18 protein-coding genes are annotated in these 20578 nt (G+C 36.4%); 6 read left to right on the top strand and 12 right to left on the bottom strand.

The features are described 5' to 3' along the window. Window positions 1–285: 285 nt before the first annotated feature. From LCM23_RS01385 to LCM23_RS01375, 3 genes are all read right to left on the bottom strand, one after another. A complete protein-coding gene (locus LCM23_RS01385) occupies window positions 286–1911 on the bottom strand; it encodes a M20/M25/M40 family metallo-hydrolase (RefSeq protein WP_224934884.1) in 1626 nt (541 codons plus the stop codon). Between the two features lie 325 nt (window positions 1912–2236). Continuing rightward, window positions 2237–3607: an aspartate kinase gene (locus LCM23_RS01380; protein ID WP_224934882.1), complete on the bottom strand. Its 1371-nt coding sequence runs from the start codon at window positions 3605–3607 to the stop codon at window positions 2237–2239. Between the two features lie 431 nt (window positions 3608–4038). Next, the gene (locus LCM23_RS01375) at window positions 4039–6786 is read right to left on the bottom strand and encodes a GTP-binding protein (protein WP_224934879.1); all 2748 of its coding nucleotides are present in this window, start codon (window positions 6784–6786) and stop codon (window positions 4039–4041) included. Window positions 6787–7116: 330 nt separating this feature from the next. On the opposite strand from LCM23_RS01375, the gene LCM23_RS01370 reads away from it, so the two are divergent. Then, on the top strand, window positions 7117–8034 hold the full coding sequence (locus tag LCM23_RS01370) for a DUF1002 domain-containing protein (protein WP_224934877.1): 918 nt from the start codon (window positions 7117–7119) through the stop codon (window positions 8032–8034). 448 nt (window positions 8035–8482) lie between these two features. Here the strand turns inward: LCM23_RS01370 and LCM23_RS01365 are convergent, their stop codons facing one another. The 3 genes from LCM23_RS01365 to LCM23_RS01355 form a co-directional block, all read right to left on the bottom strand. Further along, window positions 8483–9376 (bottom strand): M23 family metallopeptidase, encoded by an 894-nt coding sequence (locus LCM23_RS01365; protein ID WP_224934875.1) that lies wholly within the window; start codon window positions 9374–9376, stop codon window positions 8483–8485. Window positions 9377–9489: 113 nt separating this feature from the next. Then, window positions 9490–9843, bottom strand: coding sequence for a hypothetical protein (locus LCM23_RS01360; RefSeq protein ID WP_224934873.1), 354 nt, complete (start codon window positions 9841–9843; stop codon window positions 9490–9492). A gap of 1 nt (window position 9844) precedes the next feature. Next, a complete protein-coding gene (locus LCM23_RS01355; RefSeq protein ID WP_224934871.1) occupies window positions 9845–10312 on the bottom strand; it encodes a GNAT family N-acetyltransferase in 468 nt (155 codons plus the stop codon). 194 nt (window positions 10313–10506) lie between these two features. On the opposite strand from LCM23_RS01355, the gene LCM23_RS01350 reads away from it, so the two are divergent. After that, window positions 10507–12165: a glutamine--tRNA ligase/YqeY domain fusion protein gene (locus tag LCM23_RS01350; protein ID WP_224934869.1), complete on the top strand. Its 1659-nt coding sequence runs from the start codon at window positions 10507–10509 to the stop codon at window positions 12163–12165. A gap of 149 nt (window positions 12166–12314) precedes the next feature. Here LCM23_RS01350 and LCM23_RS01345 read toward each other — a convergent pair whose 3' ends face one another. The 3 genes from LCM23_RS01345 to LCM23_RS01335 all read right to left on the bottom strand — a co-directional run bounded on the left by LCM23_RS01345 (window position 12315) and on the right by LCM23_RS01335 (window position 13993). Beyond that, complete coding sequence (locus tag LCM23_RS01345; protein WP_224934867.1) at window positions 12315–12638, bottom strand: hypothetical protein; 324 nt, start codon at window positions 12636–12638, stop codon at window positions 12315–12317. Window positions 12639–13215: 577 nt separating this feature from the next. After that, on the bottom strand, window positions 13216–13566 hold the full coding sequence (locus tag LCM23_RS01340; RefSeq protein ID WP_224934865.1) for a DUF4260 domain-containing protein: 351 nt from the start codon (window positions 13564–13566) through the stop codon (window positions 13216–13218). Continuing rightward, on the bottom strand, window positions 13559–13993 hold the full coding sequence (locus LCM23_RS01335; RefSeq protein ID WP_224934863.1) for a MerR family transcriptional regulator: 435 nt from the start codon (window positions 13991–13993) through the stop codon (window positions 13559–13561). The genes LCM23_RS01340 and LCM23_RS01335 overlap by 8 nt, the downstream gene beginning before the upstream one ends. Before the next feature lie 167 nt (window positions 13994–14160). Here LCM23_RS01335 and LCM23_RS01330 point away from each other — a divergent pair, with 167 nt between their 5' ends. Together LCM23_RS01330 and LCM23_RS01325 are read left to right on the top strand one after the other, a co-directional pair. Then, window positions 14161–14808, top strand: a complete 648-nt coding sequence (locus LCM23_RS01330) for an SIMPL domain-containing protein (protein ID WP_224934861.1) — start codon at window positions 14161–14163, stop codon at window positions 14806–14808. 56 nt (window positions 14809–14864) lie between these two features. Continuing rightward, window positions 14865–15110, top strand: a complete 246-nt coding sequence (locus tag LCM23_RS01325; protein WP_224934859.1) for a DUF2164 family protein — start codon at window positions 14865–14867, stop codon at window positions 15108–15110. Window positions 15111–15154: 44 nt separating this feature from the next. On the opposite strand, the gene LCM23_RS01320 is transcribed toward LCM23_RS01325, so the two are convergent. After that, window positions 15155–15874: a glycerophosphodiester phosphodiesterase gene (locus tag LCM23_RS01320; RefSeq protein ID WP_095370323.1), complete on the bottom strand. Its 720-nt coding sequence runs from the start codon at window positions 15872–15874 to the stop codon at window positions 15155–15157. A 157-nt stretch (window positions 15875–16031) separates the two neighbouring features. Here LCM23_RS01320 and LCM23_RS01315 point away from each other — a divergent pair, with 157 nt between their 5' ends. Further along, on the top strand, window positions 16032–16874 hold the full coding sequence (locus LCM23_RS01315) for an MBL fold metallo-hydrolase (RefSeq protein WP_224934858.1): 843 nt from the start codon (window positions 16032–16034) through the stop codon (window positions 16872–16874). Between the two features lie 93 nt (window positions 16875–16967). Further along, window positions 16968–17927 carry a D-2-hydroxyacid dehydrogenase gene (locus LCM23_RS01310; RefSeq protein ID WP_224934856.1) on the top strand — a complete coding sequence of 320 codons (960 nt, stop codon included), beginning with the start codon at window positions 16968–16970 and terminating at the stop codon, window positions 17925–17927. Between the two features lie 94 nt (window positions 17928–18021). Here the strand turns inward: LCM23_RS01310 and LCM23_RS01305 are convergent, their stop codons facing one another. Then, entirely contained in the window at window positions 18022–18969 is a 948-nt protein-coding gene (locus tag LCM23_RS01305; RefSeq protein WP_224934854.1) for a DMT family transporter, read from the bottom strand. A gap of 150 nt (window positions 18970–19119) precedes the next feature. After that, entirely contained in the window at window positions 19120–20517 is a 1398-nt protein-coding gene (locus tag LCM23_RS01300) for a M20/M25/M40 family metallo-hydrolase (protein WP_224934852.1), read from the bottom strand. Between the last annotated feature and the right edge of the window lie 61 nt (window positions 20518–20578).

The following is a 20578-nucleotide window of genomic DNA, read 5'->3' as shown; positions in this document are numbered from 1 at the left end:
CCTGCGAATATCATCTTCAAGTAAGAAAAACAGTATTAGCATTTGCTTAACATTGCCTGTTTATTTCACTTAAAAACAAAAAACCTTTACCGATTATCGGTAAAGGTTTAAAACATAAAAGGCCTTCACCGAATTTGGTAAAGGTCTTGCTAACAACGATCAGAATTGTTGCCAACAAAGCCGAGAGCATGATACTCCGAATTGACGACTTTGCTGTAAAAGCTACTCCCCTTTGGAGATGCTATTCATTTGATACCTCTATCATATGCAATCATACCTCAGCTGTCAATCATTTTTTTGCTGTTCATGTTTTTTTATTAAATGTGCTAATAGTTTTGGTAAAGTTTCGAAAGCAAAAGGAATTTGCAGACGCTCTGTTTTTTGATGTGCGTCCCTTCCCATTGGTCCAACATTAATTACCGGGGCAGTTATCTTTGCCATTTCCTTAAATGGGATGGAATACAATTTCTCTCCTCCTGGCAAATTATCGTTATAAATATCCATATCCTTTAAATCAGCATGTAGGCCTGCATAACTCAAATCAGATATACCATTGAAATAATTGACTGGATGAATACGCTCTTGATATTTTGTGTCAGCAAACGCTATTAAAGAAGAAGATAATTCAGCAATACACTCATTCTCACTGGAATTAACAGCAGGATAATACGGTGGGGCGTAAAATAAAATAATCATCGGACCTAATTCTTGACACAGCATTGCCAATTGGTCGACAATTTGTATCGTTTGATCGCGAATATCGCCCTCAGTCTCCTTGGCAATCGATTGCTCTAATATATCTATATACTCTGCACTTGTTTTCTTGACTGCGTAAGCCCTGATCTCCTCATACAAATAAACGTGAATATGTGATAACTGTGACTCATCCAAACCATTTAATCGATATTTATCTCTTATAAATGCTTCCATTTTATCAGCGGCCTTTATAGCCACTTCCTTCATTTCATGCATGACATCAACAGGATTTCTTTTCATTAATAACACATTATAAAGACTTGCTGAGCGATGAGGAATTTGTGTCGTATAGCCTTTTTTCAAATCTCGTTGCCAAAGCAATGTCGGTGGAGGAGACATCACACCATTTACCTGCTCTGAAAGCTCTTCATTCCACTCAACTTCATTCGTTAAAATAGATGACATCCAACAAGCATTCATCCCAGAAAACGGCTCGCCGACATGAGATTCTTTCCCAAAACACAATGCTCCCGGCATAATTTTGCCTATCGTTCCTGTATAAAAGTAATGATTATCATCTTGAGGAACTTGAGAAAACATCGGCTCGGAATTTAAATATAATGTATAATTGAGACGATGTTCTTCTCCAAGAGAAACTAATCTTGGAATCACTTCTCTCATACCAACTGAATTCACTTCCTCGTCTGGGACAGCTACTAATAACAAATTGATGTTCCAGTCTTCATTCGCCGCTTTTTCTAACAAAGACATATGTTGAACTAATCCGCATTTCATATCCATCATACCTCTACCAAACAACCAATCTCCACTAATTAAATCCTCTTTTGCATCTTCCGGTAAGGTATCAAGCCGATTATGCAGCTCTCTCGTCAATTCAACAGGATTAAAAGCGAGATGCTGCAGATCACCATAGTCTTCAATATCTACTACGTCAAAATGACTAATCATCACTACCGTTTTTTCTGCTAAGTTATTTTTATATAGAGCCGTTAATATAGAACGACCATCTGAAGTCGGATGATTTACTACATACCCGGGATATTTTTGGTAATAAGGTAAAGATTTTAATACTTGTTCCACTCTTAAAGGAAAGTATTTCTCTCCTGGTGATAGGCTAACACTATCAATGGACACAAGCTCTAATAAAGTGGCCAACATTTGACTTTTAGATTGAATAAACATTTCTGTGCTCATATCACTTGCCCCCTTATTATTTTCATCACCTAGGTGGTTGCCCTGAGATACTATATGCTTATGAATAAATATAATGATGCGTGTTTTTTACTACTGTTTAAAGAATATATTAGTCCTTTGTACCAGCTAAGTAAATATATTTTTAGAAAATTGGAAAACGGGATATATGTTAAACAAATAGAGGCACGCATGTGGATATAACAGAAACTACTCGGAGTATTTATTAAACATTCAGTAACTTAGGTATCGCTAAATACAAAGAACCTGCCTACACACTCTTCTACCAGTGTATAGGCAGGTTTCCCTAAAGACCCCTAACATAGCTTTATCCAATTGGTAATGCGACCTCTGCAAAAAATTCTTCATACAATGCCTGAACAGCTTTTTTCTCATCTACCTCTTTAACCGCAAACATCATACTTACCTCTGAAGATCCTTGGTTAATCATTTCAATATTAACATCCGCTTTGGCTAAAGCATTCGCAGCCCGAGCCATCGTGCCAATGTTATGACGCATACCTTCGCCAACAACCATAATCAACGCCAAACTATGTTGAATATGTACTTCATCGGCTACTAATTCACTTTCTAAACGTTTAAGTAAAACTTCTTCTTCATCTTCTTGTAGTTGATTCTCTTTAATAATGACAGTCACATCGTCAATACCAGATGGTGTATGTTCATAACTAATCCCGAACTCTTCTAAAATGGCATATAATTTTCGACCAAATCCGATTTCACGATTTAATAAATATTTACTGACATAAATACTACAAAAACCAGTAGCACTCGCAATCCCGACAACTGGACCATTTTGATTTTTTCTTGTCCGTAAAATCGTCGTGCCTCTTGCACTGGGATTATTCGTATTTTTAATTTGCACAGGAATTCCTGCTTGAATGGCAGGTATAAGCGCCTCTTCATGTAAAACAGTAAAACCTGCATACGATAATTCGCGCATTTCTCGATAAGTTAATTCTTTAATTTCTTTTGGCTGATCAACGAAAGTTGGATTCACTGAAAAGACTGCATCCACATCAGTGAAATTTTCATATACATCTGCCTTTACCGCATAGGCTAAAATCGACCCGGTGACATCAGAACCACTACGAGAAAAAGTAAATATCCCTCCATTTTGGCCATAACCAAAAAATCCTGGAAAAATAATCAGTTCACAAGACTCACGTAGACGTCTAAGCTTTTCATAAGATTTAGGTAACACTTGCGCATTGCCATGCTCATTTGAAACAATTAGCCCTGCTTCTCTAGGATTCATATACTTAGCTTTCACGCCTTGTTCTTGAAAATAGCATGCAACCAATTTAGCATGATTATCTTCTCCACTTGCTTTTATACAATCTAAGTATTGTTCAGGGTTGTTTTTATCTCCAGCCAGCCTCACTAATAAATCATTTTGAATCGTCTCAATGATGGTTGGCGGTAGTATAAGGTCGTCAGCAATTTCTTTATACCGAGCGACCACTTGCTCAATATAAGGACTCGGATCTTCATTATTGATTGCATGCAAACCACATGAAATAAGTAAATCAGTCACCTTTGTATCATTCTCATGTCTTTTACCCGGAGCCGATACCACAATTATTCTTCTTTCATTGTCAGAATGCACAATATCAAACACACGCTTTATATGCTTAGCATCGGCAAGCGATGAACCGCCAAATTTAACAACTTTCATCAAGACATCTCCCAATTTATTCTCTATTTTATATCTTCATTCTACTACTGAATGAGAAATAATCAAGAACTTTTTCTACTCAGTGAGAACAAATGTATTTTTAGAAAGGACATAAATGTGATGAAATGAACAATTTGTTAGTAAATTTCAATACGAAAAATTCTTGTTTTTGTAAAGTATACCAGTGAAATACCCTTCATTTTTCTTCAAATGCAACTGATGTGCTTTTTCTTAACAACAGCTAGTTGAAAATAAATGAAGTACTACTTCTAAACAACCTTTAATCGTTATTTCCTATCGCAACTATTACTCCATTCCTTACTTCAGTACTTTTGTCTTTTACTGACATTAGGTAACTTATCTAAAAACACCGTAGACATAGTCTACGGTGCTTCAGTTCATTCATACGGGTATTTTATCAGCTATATTGATTAAATATATTGCTTTGGTGTTTGAGACTTCTCCGTCATCCATTCATATTGCTTCCATTTTAACTCAAATAATTTTAATGGATCATGGTAGACTTCTGGATTACTTCTCATTATCTCTAGTTCTTTGTTATCATTTGCAATTGTCATATGAGATTCTTTTACTGTTTCTTCTAATACCGCAAATGGTGATTGGAAAAACATTTGAATATCACGATCCAACGCTTTCTCGAATAGTTCAAATTGCTGAATAAAGTTGTCTGTAATTTGACTTGCTACTTCACGATAGTCCTCATTGTCAACAAATTGTTTATACTTATTGTAAAGCATTGTTTTATTTTGTGGAATGAGTCCAAAGATTTTCCCTGCGCTTTTCAATAGCATTTGCGTTGGTGTATGACGCAGCATAATATTCGCTTTATCTAACCTTACAGTACCGTGAGTCAGGCGATCAGCATCGCGCTTCCAATCTTCGAGAATACGGAAATCACAGTTTAATTGTAATTTTTCAAAGCCGTATAATTCATTGAAGCTATCCGCCATCTCTACTAAGAAAGCCTGGCCTGTCAAAAATTCTTGCTCACTTTCCATAATCCAAGCTTGAATGGATTCCCTATATTCCGGTAATACCTTTTCGGATATATACTGTTGGACTCGTTCATTCATTTCATCATTCAACTCAATATGAAGCTTACTGAAGTCACTATCTTCGCGAATCAATTGGCTACACTCACGTAAAATATCTGGAATAGCTGCAGCTAGCTTATCTTCCATCGTCTTTTTAATATCACGATAAGAGTGACTGATATTTTTCACTTTTTCTTCTTCCATATCTTCTAATTGATGAATAGCACCATTCAACTTTGTTAACATTTCTTCATGCCAGTTCATATCATCAATTAGCGCATTTTCTTTTTCTACTCGTTTATCAAGAAGAAACTTAATCGATTTTTGAATATAATGCAGCATCTTCTCTGTCCGCTCTTGCATTAAATGACGTCCTTCATTTAACCCAGCTAAAAATACTGCAAAGTCTTTTAACTGCTCTGTAGGATCATATTGCGGTGAGTAAGCAAAGATTGTTGCTTTTGGAAAATAAGTAGACACTCTATCAGCCGTTTCATCCATCCATTGCATGGCTTCTTCCTCACTACTAGCTGCATCCATATGATTTAAAATAAAATGCACCGGTAGACTAGGTGATTGCTCTCGAATTTTCACGGCAACATCTAATTCTCTATCTGTTAACGGGTACTCTGCATTTAGGATAAATAACAGGCTATCGGCAAAATGCAAATATTGAAATACATCATTTCTAAACTTGTTACTGCTAGAGAGGCCCGGTGTATCCATGACCGCCATTCTTTGCTGCGATAGGAAAGGTAGAGAATGTTTATAATCGACCAATACTTGTTCCGATCTTTTTTCTCCTGTTCTTAAATCATCCATAGAGTCAAGCGGGATAATAGCAGTATCAGAAATGGAAGTGAGTTCTTTATAGTCAGCATGCTTATACATCACAGTTGCCGTTGTATTCTCTGCTTTCACATGATCTCCAAGTAATTCTTGGACAAACTCAGTCTTCCCACTCCCAGACATCCCCGCAATGATGACATGATTTGTTTCTAAATCAAGTAGTTCTTTTACCATCCATTCAAATCTTGCACCCATTAATACATCGTGTCTTCTTGCCCATTCCATGATGGATTGGAATAATTGATAATTCTCTTCAAGCGTATGCTCCACTGGCGCTGCTTCTTCTATCATTCTTTCCGCATCATTCATCACTTCAGCATCAAAACTCTTAGTAAATAGATCACTCCATGCAAGAACTGAAGCCGATGCAATAAGGCGGTAAGTATCTGAAGAGATTCTCAACCAGTTTTGTAAATGAGGTGGAACGATTTTTGAAATCTCTTTTATTTGTTTTTCGCCATTGATTAATTCGAAATAAGTATCATGATAAATAACCGATAATTCGTTCCAATGATACCCGCTTTGTGTATCTAACTTTTGCATGAGTTGGTTAAATTCTTCTAACCAGTTAAAATAGTATTCTTCCCCTTTATAGCTTTGCCAAAATGCGACAGATACAGCTTCGAACTGACGAACATCATTTTGATAAAGGATCGTTAAGGCCTCAATAAAATACTTGGGAGCCGTTTTTTTCGTTTTCCCTTCTATAACATATCCCTTTAATGTGTGGAACCAGCTAATTTCTTGCGTTCTCATGGCTTCATTTACAGCTAATTCCACTGCATTTTGCCAATCTTGATGGTCTTCAAAAAAGACGCGTGCGATTCTTGTTACATCTGGATAATCAGGATTTAAGAAGACTGCTTTTTTAATAGCATCTACTGCCTTCTCTAATTTCCCCTGTTGTATGTATAGAGAGAATAATTGGAGGAGTACTTCTATCTTCAATACATCTGAATCTGTATCAATTGATAAATAGATTTCCTCTGCAGTTCCTAAGAGGTCTAATTCAAAATAAGCATCTGCGACATTTTTCCGTGCCCATGGTTGAAACTCATTATCTATATTTTCCCATTTAAAGATGGCCGCTTCATAATCTTTATGATGAAAATATACTTCACCTTGTGCAAACCGAATCATTGTCAGATCTGGCGATTCTTTTAAATTCTCTTGCATATAAGCATTCCCTAATACTTCAACGGGATGTGTATGTTCATGATTAATTGTAAATGTGTCATGGAATTGTTTATTAATTAATTGATTTTCTATACTCATGATTGTTCCCTCTCTTTGCAATTTAGGATAGAACCATTATCCTATCTGCTTCTATCCTGTTATTCTAACAAAATAATCACTGCAAATAATTTCATTTAGCTATCATTTTTGATACATAAATGTTGAAGAATGTAATATTTTTAACTTACATTTATATTATTCGTTGCATTGTTACCTTTTTTGCACGTTGAATAGGAATTAGTTATTGATAGGATTATATTTTTTAGAGTATGCCGGGTTTATACTATACATACCTCTCATCAATTTCTTTAAAATGAAACCTTTTTTATCCTGAAACGTCTATAATCTTAGTGAAAGGAGCGTCATACGATGAAGAAAAAATCGAGGGTTTTATCTATTATTACAACTATTACCCTATTATTCTCATTACAAACCACTGTTTTTGCTTCAACAGGGTCAGCCGATTCTGAGGAAAGTATTAATGAGAAATATGGATTACCAATTGTTGCCTATGGTGAGGCTTTAAGTTCAAGCCAGAAAGAAGAAACGAAGAAGCTATTAGGTGTAAAAGAAAACAGCAAAGTAGAAGAAATTATTATTACTGCTGATGATATTGTTCATTATATTAAAGGTGATCCCCGCTCTAATATGTATTCCTCTGCGAAGATTACGCGCACAGATACAGGTAAGGGTGTAATCATCAACCAAATGACACCTGAAAACATTACTGAAGTAACTGATGAAATGTATGCCAATGCCTTACTTACAGCTGGTATAGAAGAAGCCATAGTTGATATCGCTTCTCCAGTAAAAGTCAGTGGTCACTCAGCTCTAGTTGGAATATACAAAGCCTATGACCAAGGTGAAGGCGAGAAGTTGGATGAGGAAAGAACAGAAGTAGCTAACGAAGAACTAAGTATTGCGACAAATTTAGCGAAAAAAGAAGGTATGGACCAAGAAAAGGTAACCGAACTGCTCACTGAAATCAAAAAAGAAATAGCGGAGCAAAACCCTGCAACAAAGGAAGATATCCAACAAATTGTTGATGAACAAATGCAAAAGCTAGAAATACAGCTTAGCGAAGAAGACCGCAAGCTCCTTTATGACCTTTTTGAAAAAATGCGAGAACTTAATATTAACTTTGATAATGTCAAATCCCAATTAGAGGATTTGGCCAATAGTGTACAGGAAAAAATTTCAGAAGCAGTTGGTGATAAAGGTTTTCTTCAAGCTGTATCTGACTTCTTTAAGAATTTAATCGATTCTATAAAAGGAATTTTCTCCTAATTAATTTGAACCAACTCCAATTACAGAGTTGGTTCTTCTCTTTTTTAAAGATTTGAGTAGGCCAAACAAGACCCTTTTGCGAAACTCACTTACTTTTTTATTTCTAAAGTAGTAAATGCATGATAGTTAACTATCAATATATAAGTGAAGAGACACCATGCCGGTAATCATAATAGATAGCTTGGGAAATCGAGGGTGCACGGGCTTCTTTTGGTTTTCAGCATAGTTATCTGGACAAATCGAGTTTGCTCGGGTTTCTTATGAGTTTTCAGCTTACTTAGCTGGGCAAACCGAGATTGCTTAGGTTTCTTTAGAGTTTTCAGCTTACTTAGCTGGGAAAAAATCATGTGTTTGACTATCACTTGAATTTCTGGCAGCAAACCTCCATAACTTTGTTAATCACCCAAGGGGACCAAACGATTGACATATAGCCTTTCTTCATTGACAATCACCAAACGATGCTATTTCTAACTAAAAACCTGCCATCAAATTCAATCGGAACGCCTTTTCCGTCTTTTTCAGCATGAATATGTAGATGTGGTTCTGATGTATTACCTGAATTGCCAACTAAACCGATTGGCTCGCCTACTTCTACCCTGTCACCTGATTGCACACGTACACTACCTTTTTGCATATGTGCTAGTAAAACCTCTACACCTTTACAGGATATAACAACTGAATTACCTGCTGCATTTTTAGGGTCTGCATTGGGAGGGACTAAATCTGCTAAATCATTCTCCGCTTGGACAACCTCTCCAGTACACGGACTTGTTAGCTCATCACCGAATATTTCGTATTTATCCAACTCATTGGGATAAATTCCAGTTGCTCGACTACCTAGGGCATTTAATTTCACGATATCTACCGCATAGGCTTGACTCTCATGAGCATGATGATAATTGATTTGGACATGACTGCCACCTTGCCCAACATAATAAACCCCATCTTGCAGCGGGAAATCTAACTGTACTGCCTTCATATTCGTTGAGAACCCACTAAATGTCGATACATTATAATAACCAAAAACAAGAATAAGAAGCCCGTAAATGACCATTGATATTTTTTGCGATAAATTGAATTCTGTTTTAAACGGTAGTTTGTTCACTTTCTTCCAAGATAAAAATAAAGCAACAATGAAAAAGGCCAAAATAAAAAATCGTAAGTAGTAACTAAACAAATCCCAAGGAGAGGAAAAGAACAGCCAAAGGATGAGTAAACCTGTCATCGTAGCCTGTAAAAGCCAGTCTAGCTTACTATGAAGCTTTCCTTTCCATAATGAAAAAGAAAAAACAACAGGTAAAACAAACTGAATAAACAATAAAAAGAGGATATCAAAGGTCATCGAATGTCTCCTTTTCTCGTAAAGTTATCTAAGATACGTCTGACGACTATTAAATGTTCCCTTTTTTTATGAAAATGACTTTTGACCCTGTAGAGCGACTGAATAAAGTACCTTCATTGCTCAGATATATTTTGTAATAACCTCTCCACTCTGTCCAAACTAATAAATAAAACAAGCATTGATCCTATGCCCCAAAAGTGCCAATATCTTGTATGATGGAAGAGTAGAACTGCTCCAATGAAAAACATTAGTAAGGAAAAAACGATACTAAGTAAGACTTTCTTATCTTTCAAAATAGTCGTTTTTAAAGAAACTCTCCTTTTTCTTACTACAATAATAGCCAAGAAACACATCCCTAAAGCAATAATATGCATAATTCCATTTCCGTTTCTACCTAATTGATCAACTGTTAAAGATAACAAAAAGCTTCCAACTACAATCATGCTCACACTTAAAATGACGCGCATTTCACCCCTCACTTCCTCTACTTAGACATCGGATCCACTCATATTCAATTGCAGGTAGCCCTTCTTCGTTATCCCTATTAAAGGCAATCTTTTTAAATCCTTTGCCTTCGTAAAACTGCTGTGCTTTTTTGTTTACTTCGAAAGTATATAATTTTAAACGCCCGCATGAACGAGCTTTCGCATGCTCTAATAATGCCCCACCAATCCCCACTCCTTGATGAGCTAAATGTACATATAGTTGATTAATCTCGCCTTCATTATAAGCAATCATGCCAATTGGCGTTTCATTTAGCACCGCTAAATCTACTTGAAATTGTTTTGTTAACATATGATTGAGAAAATAGATATGCTCTGTCATACTATGTATTTCCTTTTGACCAATAGCAACTTCTTTACTCTCCCTCCAAAAGCTAACTGTCGAGGGGGCATACTTCTTTTCATAAGCAATGATTCGGCAGCCTTTCACCATATAACTCTCCCCTTCATTGTCCAACCCTTATATATATTCATGACAAAAAGTTGATCCCCTCCTTATTTATATGGAGAAAAACTTTTTAAGCGCGCTTTTTTTGTATATAATAGATAGAATCAACAGGCACTTTATTTATAGGCTTATTCAGATTAAAATAAGGTAAAGAACAAGGTAGAAAGGCTGATATCGGATTGGAACAATCAAACTTTATTCGTACAATTATTAAAGAAGATTTAGAAAATGGAAAGCGCGACACTGTTGTAACCCGTTTCCCACCTGAACCAAATGGCTATCTTCATATTGGACATGCCAAATCCATCATTATTAACTTTGGTTTAGCAGACGATTTTAACGGGCAAACAAACTTACGCTTTGACGATACAAACCCACTGAAAGAAGACCAAGAATATGTCGATGCCATTAAAGAAGATGTAAAATGGCTCGGGTATGATTGGGAAGAGCTACATTATGCATCCAATTACTTTGATGAAATGTATAACCGTGCAGTGCTTTTAATTAAAAAAGGCAAAGCATATGTCGATGATTTAAACCAAGATGAAATTCGTGAGTACCGTGGGACTTTAACTGAGCCTGGTAAAGAAAGTCCTTATCGTAACCGTTCAATTGAAGAAAACCTAGACCTATTCGAAAAAATGAAAAATGGGGAATATGAAAACGGTCAAAAAGTTTTGCGTGCAAAGATAGATATGTCATCACCAAACTTAAATTTACGCGACCCTGTCATTTACCGTATCTCTCATGCGACTCATCACAATACGGGTGATACATGGTGTATTTATCCTATGTACGCTTTTGCCCATCCGCTTGAAGATGCAATCGAAGGTGTAACGCACTCATTATGCACGACAGAATTTGAAGATCAACGTCCTCTTTATAATTGGGTTGTAGCGGAATGTGAAATGGAAAACCAACCACAACAGATTGAATTCGGACGCTTAAATATTACAAATACAGTAATGAGTAAGCGAAAACTAAAGCAATTAGTAGATGAAGAAATTGTTGATGGCTGGGATGACCCAAGAATGCCAACGATATCGGGTCTACGTCGCAAAGGGTATACTGCTAGTGCCATTCGTGAGTTTGTTCAAGAAACTGGTGTCTCTAAAGGTAGTGGTGCAGTGGATGAAATGATGCTTGAGCACTATGTGCGCGAGGATTTAAAACTCAGTGCCCCACGAACAATGGGAATCTTGAAACCTTTAAAAGTTGTAATCACCAATTACCCTGAAGGTGAATCCGAGTGGTTAGAAGCGGAAAACAATCCTGAAAACGAGGAAATGGGCACAAGACAAATTCCATTCTCTCGTGAAATATATATAGAACAAGAGGACTTTATGGAAAATCCTCCAAAAAAATATTTCCGTCTTTTCCCTGGAAATGAAGTGCGCTTAAAGCATGCTTATTTCATCAAGTGTAATGATGTGATTAAAGATGAAGATGGCAATGTTGTTGAATTACACTGCACTTATGATGTTGAAACGAAAAGTGGTTCAGGTTTTACAGGACGCAAAGTCAAAGGTACATTACACTGGGTTGATGCCAAAAGTGCCATCCCTGCTGAATTCCGTCTATATGAACCTTTAGTATTAGACGAGCAAATGAAAGAAGAAGCATCAGAAGACAAAGATTTCTTAGACTATATTAATCCAAATTCACTTGAAGTGGTGCAAGGATTTATTGAACCTAACTTGAAAGAGGTTCAACCACAAGATAAATTCCAGTTTTTCCGTCACGGTTACTTCAATGTCGATTCTAAATATAGTACACCTGAAAAACCAGTCTTCAACCGAATTGTATCGTTAAAAAGCTCTTTTAAGCTAAATAAGTAAGATATCTTACGCGAATGGTTCTACTTAATGAATCATTCGTGTTTTTTTCGTGATCTGATCTTTACACCGTTCACTTTATAGATTATTTACTTGTCCCTTCACTAAGGGAATGCTAAGGAACTTATAAAAAGACAAAAAGAATGTTGAAATTAGCTTGCATCAATATGCGAGAGCGTTAATTCTTTCTCACATTTGTAGGCCCTTTTTGCCCTACTCATTTCTTTATTCCTCCAACTATTAGTCGCGATTTCTCCTTTTGCCCTACTCATTTCTTTATTCCTCCAATTATTAGTCGCGATTTCTCCTTTTGCCCTACTCATTTCTTTATTCCTCCAACTATTAGTCGCGATTTCTCCTTTTGCCCTACTCATCTCTTTATTCCTCCACTTATTAGTCGCGATTTTACCATTTGCCCTACTCATCTCTTTATTCCTCCAACTATTAGTCGCGATTTCTCCTTTTGCCCTACTCATCTCTTTATTCCTTCACTTATTAGTCGCGATTCTTCCTTTTGCCCTACTCATCTTTTTATTCCTTCACTTATTAGTCGCGATTTTACCATTTGCCCTACTCATCTCTTTATTCCTCTAACTATTAGTCGCGATTTTACCATTTGCCCTACTCATCTCTTTATTCCTCTAACTATTAGTCGCGATTTCTCCTTTTGCCCTACTCATCTTTTTATTCCTCCAACTATTAGTCGCGATTTTACCATTTGCCCTACTCATCTCTTTATTCCTCTAACTATTAGTCGCGATTTCTCCTTTTGCCCTACTCATCTCTTTATTCCTCCACTTATTAGTCGCGATTTCTCCCTTTTACCCTACTTCGATTTCTCTATTCCTTCACTTATTAATCGCGGAAACCCTTAATCAACCTTCCACTTCATCGCCCTATTAACTTACCTGGCAAGCCGGTTATTTTCGTCTTTCAGATTAACTAACATTTCTGATAATACCAATGATATTTATGGAGCATTTTGCTTACTAACACTTTCTTTCCTATAAAAAAATGGTTCGCTACCTTACCTAAATGACAGTACTTTGTTTTCTATATTTTTTGTAAATGTGTTACTTTAAACCCTTCTTCATATTTAAGGCCGTATCCTAAGGCTCTATCCATACTAATGTGAGCAGACCAGATCAAAGATACCATTAATAATATAGGTTCTTTTATTACAAAATAAATTCCTAAAATCAATAAGGGGAAAATAAATGTATGGCCTATATTATAGAGAATCGTCCCTACTTTATTGTTGAGGAGATAGCCAAACATAAAAGCATCTGGTAAAAACAAAAATAAAAAGAAGGCAAGTATTGAGAATTCCCATGTAATATAAGCTACTACTGTTAATAATAGTAAAAGAATATATTCCCACTTAACAATAATGCGATTACTCATTTTCCACACCACCTATTTTCATCTGTTCATATACATTGTGAATGACTTGATCTAAGTTTCTTTGGTTCTCTTTAAAGTTTCCTTCCTTTATCATGAAACGAATCTCTTTTAAAGCTTCCAAAGCAACTGTCAAAAAGTGAAGTTTCGCTTCAACACTTTCAACCTTTACACCTATTAACTGCTCCGATTTTATTTTACAATCCTCTGACGGCTGAGTCCGATCTAATATAAACAGTTCACTGATTTCTTGTAGAGAGAATCCTAATTGTTTTAACACAATGATATATTTGAGTTCTCTTTCATTTTTGTCTGAATATAATCGATAGCCATTTTCAGATCTTTCTGGAGTAATTAAACCGATTTTTTCATAATAACGGATTGTCTCACTAGAAATATCATATTGAGAAGCGATTTGTTTAATATACATTTCCTTCCTCCCTTTCTTCTTATTTGAAGATAACATTGAAGCTTACTACAAGGTCAATATATTTTTGATTTTTTCCAACCTTTATCTACATCACAACGATACAATCATTTCTAAAAAATGTGATACGACATACACTTAATAAGATAAAGAATTGAAAGGTGATGACCATGTACCCTTATTCATATAATGAAGTGCGAAACAAAGAACGGAGATTACATGTGAATGGTTTAGGAAGACTTTCCGTCCAACCTGATATAGCCACTATTCATATCGGTGTCATATCGGAAAATGAAGAAATACAGATAGCTGAAAAGGAAAATACACAAGCCACAGAATCTTTTCTTTCTGCTTTAAAACAAGCCGGTATCAACGAAAAGCACATACAAACGACTCACTTTAATGTACATCCCATCTACCATCAACAAGATGATTCTTCGCAGATTTCAGGCTATCAAGTGATAAATGAAGTTCGCGTTACCGTCAGTCAACTTAATCAAATAGGTACAATTATTGCTTTAGCAATGGAACACGGAGCCAATCAAATAAATAGTCTTGAATTTGGATTAACGGAGAAACAGAAGTGGTATTATAAGGCATTAAATGAGGCATTAGTGGATGCGATAAGTAAAGCCCAATCTATAGCTAATGTTTTAAATGTAACAGTAGATCTTACCCCGATAAAGATTATCGAAGACAGCAGACAAATACAGCCCTTCACACAGAAAGTTGCTCTTCAATCTATTGCTTCTCCGCCCATTGAACCTGGTGAAATCATCGTGGAAGCCGTAATAACTGCCGTTTTTCATTATTCATAACATGCATCTTCATCATTCATGGTGTATGATGGTCGTATAGAAATGGAGGTCATTACATGTTTTATCGACTGACAAAAGAACAGCAACAACAAATGATTGAAGAAATCCAACAGTTTTTTCTTCAGGAAAAAGACCAAGATCTTTCCGAATTCGCTGCTGAACGTGTGTTAGATTTTTTTAAAGAATCACTCGCCCCTCACTTTTACAATGCAGCTATCCAAGAGACTCAATCCATGCTAAAAGAACAGTTTGCTAGTATTGAAGATGAAGTATTAACCTTAGAACGTCCCATTCGACGTTAATGAAAAAAAGTGGCCAATTCAGCCACTTTTTTTGTCTATTCCATTTATTGATAGTTGGATACAAATTCATCACAGAAATCGGTCATAACCACCTCAACGCCTTGGTTGAGTAGTGATTGAGCATCGGACCATCGATTAATTGTATAAGTACGTAATGGGATTTTGTTTTCTATTGCCTGTATACCATGTATGGATTGCACAAATTCTTTTTGACAATGAATAGCATCGGCTCCAATATTCTGAGCTACCTTAATTGCATTAGCATGTATACCTAGAATTAAATACCCTGTATTTATTTCATTATCTAATGTTCGTATTCTCTTCACACTCTCAGGGTTAAAAGATGAAAGAATGATTCGATCTCTTAAACCATATTGCTCAATTAAAGTTAACACCTTCTCCTCCATACCATCGTAACGAAAGACATCATTTTTCAATTCTACATTTATAACCAATTCATTATTCTCCTCTTTCGCCCATTGAAAAACCTCTTCTAATCGTGGGATTCTCGCATGGTTAAATTCGGTGTTAAACCAGCTCCCTGCATCAAATTGCACAATATCTTTATATTTAAAATCCCTGATAAACCCTGTACCATCTGTTGTGCGATTGATTTTCTCATCATGAATGATGACAAGTTCACCATCTTTAGATAATTGGACATCTAATTCGATTCCGTGAACACCAGCTTTTCTTGCAGCTTCAAAAGCAAGCATTGTATTCTCCGGAAAGCGACCACTTAATCCACGGTGGGCAAATATCATTGCTCAACCATCCTCTCCCTTTTCTACAATTGTATAAAAATTATTTAAACACAGTATGAATCGTTTGTAAAAAATTCCTTTTTATTGATGTTAAAGATTAATCGAATGTAAGCAGGGTATACTCTCATATAAAGACATGTAAAGGAGATAAAATCTTATGAGAGAGTATGATTCTGAGCAACATTATATGCCTATCACCTCAACAACGAGCGGTATGATTGTTAATTCTGCAGAAGGTGTTGATTATATAAACATTCAAATCGTTAATGTTTGTTTTGTTAAAACAGCAGAGGATGCATGGGTCCTTGTTGATGCTGGTATGCCAAAATCAGCCCAAAAAATAATTGAAGCTGCAGAAGAATTATATGGAAAGGGTGCGAAACCTGTTGCGATCATATTAACACATGGACATTTTGATCACGTAGGGGCGATTCATGAGCTCTTAGAAGTATGGAATGTCCCTGTTTATGCTCATTCGATGGAATTACCTTATTTAACTGGTCGGAAAGATTATCCAGAACCTGATAATACCGTTGATGGTGGATTATTAGCTAAGTTTTCGAATTTATTCCCTAATGAAGGTATTAATATTTCACAGCATATAAAACCGTTACCAAGAGACGGTCATATTGACGAAATGCCCGGTTGGCAGTGGATTCATACCCCTGGACATACAGAAGGTCATATCTCGCTTTACCGCAAAAGCGATGGTGTCTTAATTGCTGGGGATGCCTTTTGTACCGTTAAACAAGAGTCCCTTTTTAAAGTGATGACACAGGAGCAAGAAATTAGTGGTCCCCCAAGGTATTTAACCACTGATTGGCAACTAGCAAGAGAATCTGTCAGAAAACTTTCTGACCTTAATCCTCATATCGCCATCACAGGACATGGTATTCCTATGGCTGAACAAACTCTCCAACAAAGCCTTATTACTCTTGTAAGGGAGTTTGATGACATCGCAATGCCTGAAACTGGTAGATATATAAAAGACGACGAATAATAGTAATATTCAATATCTTTTATTTCGGTATCCTGAAGATTTTGCTATTATTAAGGGTAGACTTGAAAAATTTCTACCGATGGAGGATACCTTATGTCTAAAAGAAAAATGATTATCACACAAAACTTAAGCGAGGAACTTAAAACAGCCATTACAGAAATCACTCCTGATTGGGAACACATCATAGGGAAGGATCACGAGGTTTGGGAGAGTCATATGAAGGATGCAGAAGTGATTGTTGCTTGGAAACATCGTATGCATGATACCTATGCGAATAATGCTAACCTTCGTTGGATTCAAACATGGAGTGCTGGTGTGAATTATTTGCCACTCGAAGACTTTGACAAGAAAAACATCCTTCTAACAAGTGCAAACGGGGTACATGCTTATCCAATTTCGGAGACGATTTTTGCATTGATGTTAGGTTTAACAAGAAGTATCGACCGTTATGTTAAACAACAACAAGAAAAAGTATGGGATGGAACTGGTAACAAACTCGAAATGCATGGAAAGACCATCGGTATAATTGGTGTTGGAATGATTGGACAAGAAACTGCTCGCATTGCCAAAGCGTTTAATATGCATGTCATTGGTGTTAGACATTCAGGCAAACCTGTCGATTACGTAGATGAAATGTATACTTCACTGGAACTTGACGACATCCTACCTAAATGTGATTATATTGTCGTCACCCTGCCTTTAACGAAGGATACATACCATATGTTCAGTAAAGAACAGTTCAAACGCATGAAACAAACAGCTTTTTTTATCAATATTGGACGCGGTGAAATTGTTGATGAAAACGCACTTTATCATGCACTTTCAGAAGGAGAAATTAAAGGTGCTGGTATTGATGTTTTTGAAAAAGAGCCGCTCCCTGAAGATAGTCCATTATGGGGATTAAATAACTTAATCATCACCCCACATACATCTGGCTCAACCGAACACTATAACGAAAGAGTCATTAAAAACATCTTCATTCCTAACCTGAAAAAATATTTGAATGGCGATGCTCTTGATACGAATGTAGTGGATTATAAAAAAGGATATTAAAAAACAAAATCCGAACGATTATTTAAACGCTGCTAAAGCTTCGAATAATTGTTCGGATTTTTCATCCCTTTTAAGAGGAAATTCATTTACAAACCTATTTGTTTGCCACGTTTCTTTCTTTTATTGGCGGCTTCATCTTCTCTGTTCTTCTTTTTCTTAATAATGATTCAATCGCACCTGATCCAAGGAGTACACCAGGAATGATAAAGACAAGACCAACCCAATGGTAAATCGTGATTTGCTCCCCTAAAAATAATGCCGATCCGACAAGAGCAAAGAATGTATTTAAGTTTAAAAAGATGGCCGCTTCAGCAGGACCAATTTTACTAATAGCATAATTGTAGCCCATTTGTCCAATAGCCGTTGCTAAAATGGCAGATGCTAAGAATAAAATCCATAAAGAACTTGGAGCATCTAATAAATTTGTAAATGCCAAAGGCTCTGAAATCAAACCTATGATGGCGAGGATGATGCCCCCAAAAACCAGCATATATCCAGTGAGTAGTCTACTATCAATAGTTTTCGCTGCCTTACTAATAAGAATAAAGCTGAACGCTTGGGATAAAATCGATAAGAAAATATAAATATCACCAAAAGAAAAACCAGATAACCCTCCATTACCGATTACAACGATAAAAGAAACACCAATAATGCCGAAGATAAAACCTATAATCTGCATACGTGAAGGCATGGTTTTAATGATAATGGCGGAGAGAATAGCCGTCAAGACTGGCCCTGACCCTAAAATCAATCCTCCGTTAGCACCAGATGTTTCCATTAACCCATGTGCTAGGAAAAAATGATGAGCCGTAATATTAAAGAGACCACCATATATAATATATTGAAATTCCTTCCGATTTGGTCTTCTAACTTTCCCTATCACCCCGAGCATAAGAAAAACAAAAAATCCCGCAACTAGAATCCTGATAGCAGTAATCGTAATCGGTGGGAAAGATGAGACAAGGATTTTAATAGCGGACACATTAAATCCCCATATCATCATTAATATTGTCATAAATAAAAATAGACCGAGCTTGTTCATTCCCATCCTTCTTTCCGTCTCTGTAATGAAGTAAATTTTAACATATATTTTCTTCGTATGGATAGAAAGTGAGCAATTGATGACCAATCAGGAAAATGAGCAAGAAAAGATAGGAACATCCGCCCCCACCTTTACAGAACTGAACCTTACCTATTTTAAATCCTCTTCAAGAAACATTTGTGGCTCTACCTTTTTCTCTTGTTGCTTTCTAGGCTTGAACATCCGATCAATTTGCGCTTGTTGATATACCGCCGTTCCAACAATACTAGCTACATCCTTTAGTTTTTCCTTACTAATTTTATCAATCGTATCATCTGGTGTATGGTACCAAGGCTCTGAAGGGCTGTGAATAAATAAAGCTGCTGGAATACCTACCTCTGCAAATGGCACATGATCACTGCTTCCACCACTTCTAATCGGTGTCGCTTCTCCATTTAACCTCGTGCTAGTCTCTTGAGCTAACTCGGTGACAAGGTTTGGCTCCCCATCAATTGTGGCCAAAACTAAATTGCCTGCATCTCTACTCCCAACCATGTCTAAGTTAAAATTCGCCACTATTCTATTTCGCTCATCTTCCGGTAAACTATTTACATAATGTGTAGAACCAAGTAATCCTACTTCTTCAGCACCAAATGTAATAAAACGAATTTCTGTATCAGTTGGGAATAACTTAAGTACCCTTGCCAATTCAAGAGTCATCGCTGTTCCTGAAGCATCATCATTGGCCCCTGGTGCACCAGCTACAGAATCATGGTGAGCACCGATAACAATAATATCATTCGTATCTCTTAATTTTGAGGTTGGCTTTTTCTTCGCTATGACATTATGAGAAGTTTTTTCTCCTGTACTTGCCCCTTCTATATTGATAGCCGCCTCTGTAATCTCTCCGGCTTCTATACTAGCAAGCAACGCATCTCCCTCTGCTTTTGACAAAGAAATAGCAGGAACAAATTGATCATTATGTGCTCCCAAAGTTCCATTTAAAGAGCCCTCACTATTATTATAAATAATCACACCCGCTGCCCCTGCCTCTCCTGCATTCAACACTTTCTCACTGAAGCTTAACTCTCCCCGTTTGATTAAAACAATTTTCCCTGTAACATCACCTAATTCATCTGGTTTACCTAGACCGCCATTGACGATTTCCCCACTCACATTCCCACTAATAGAATACGTAAAGTAGTCAGGGTTTAGTTGTTCATTATATCCATCTACTTGTAGTTCAATCGTATGTGGGGGTGTATATCCAACATAGGTAAACGGTTGAATATCTGCACGATAGCCGTAATTCCTAAACTCTCTTTTGATAAATTCGACAGCCTCATCTTCCTCATCTGTTCCTGCAACTCTCGGCTCTTTTGCAAGATGAGCAATATTGCGATAGATTTTGTGCTCATTTACTAACTTTGTAATTAAATAGTCATAGAAGTGATGTGAATGACTCTGTGTATCAGCAGCTTCGACAGGTTTAACAACATATCCTTGAACACCTAATGCACCAAATACAAGAGTAGTCGCTAAACTCAATTTTAAGATAGATTTCTTCATTTTTTCCTCCTATTAATTGATTTTCTAAAAGTTTAGACTATTAATTCCGAGTTATTAAGTG

The organism is Cytobacillus kochii (assembly GCF_020171845.1).
In the GTDB taxonomy this organism is placed as follows: Bacteria; Bacillota; Bacilli; order Bacillales; family Cytobacillaceae; genus Cytobacillus; species Cytobacillus kochii.
Note: the sequence above shows the minus strand (reverse complement) of the source record. Positions and strands in the feature narration are given on the sequence as shown.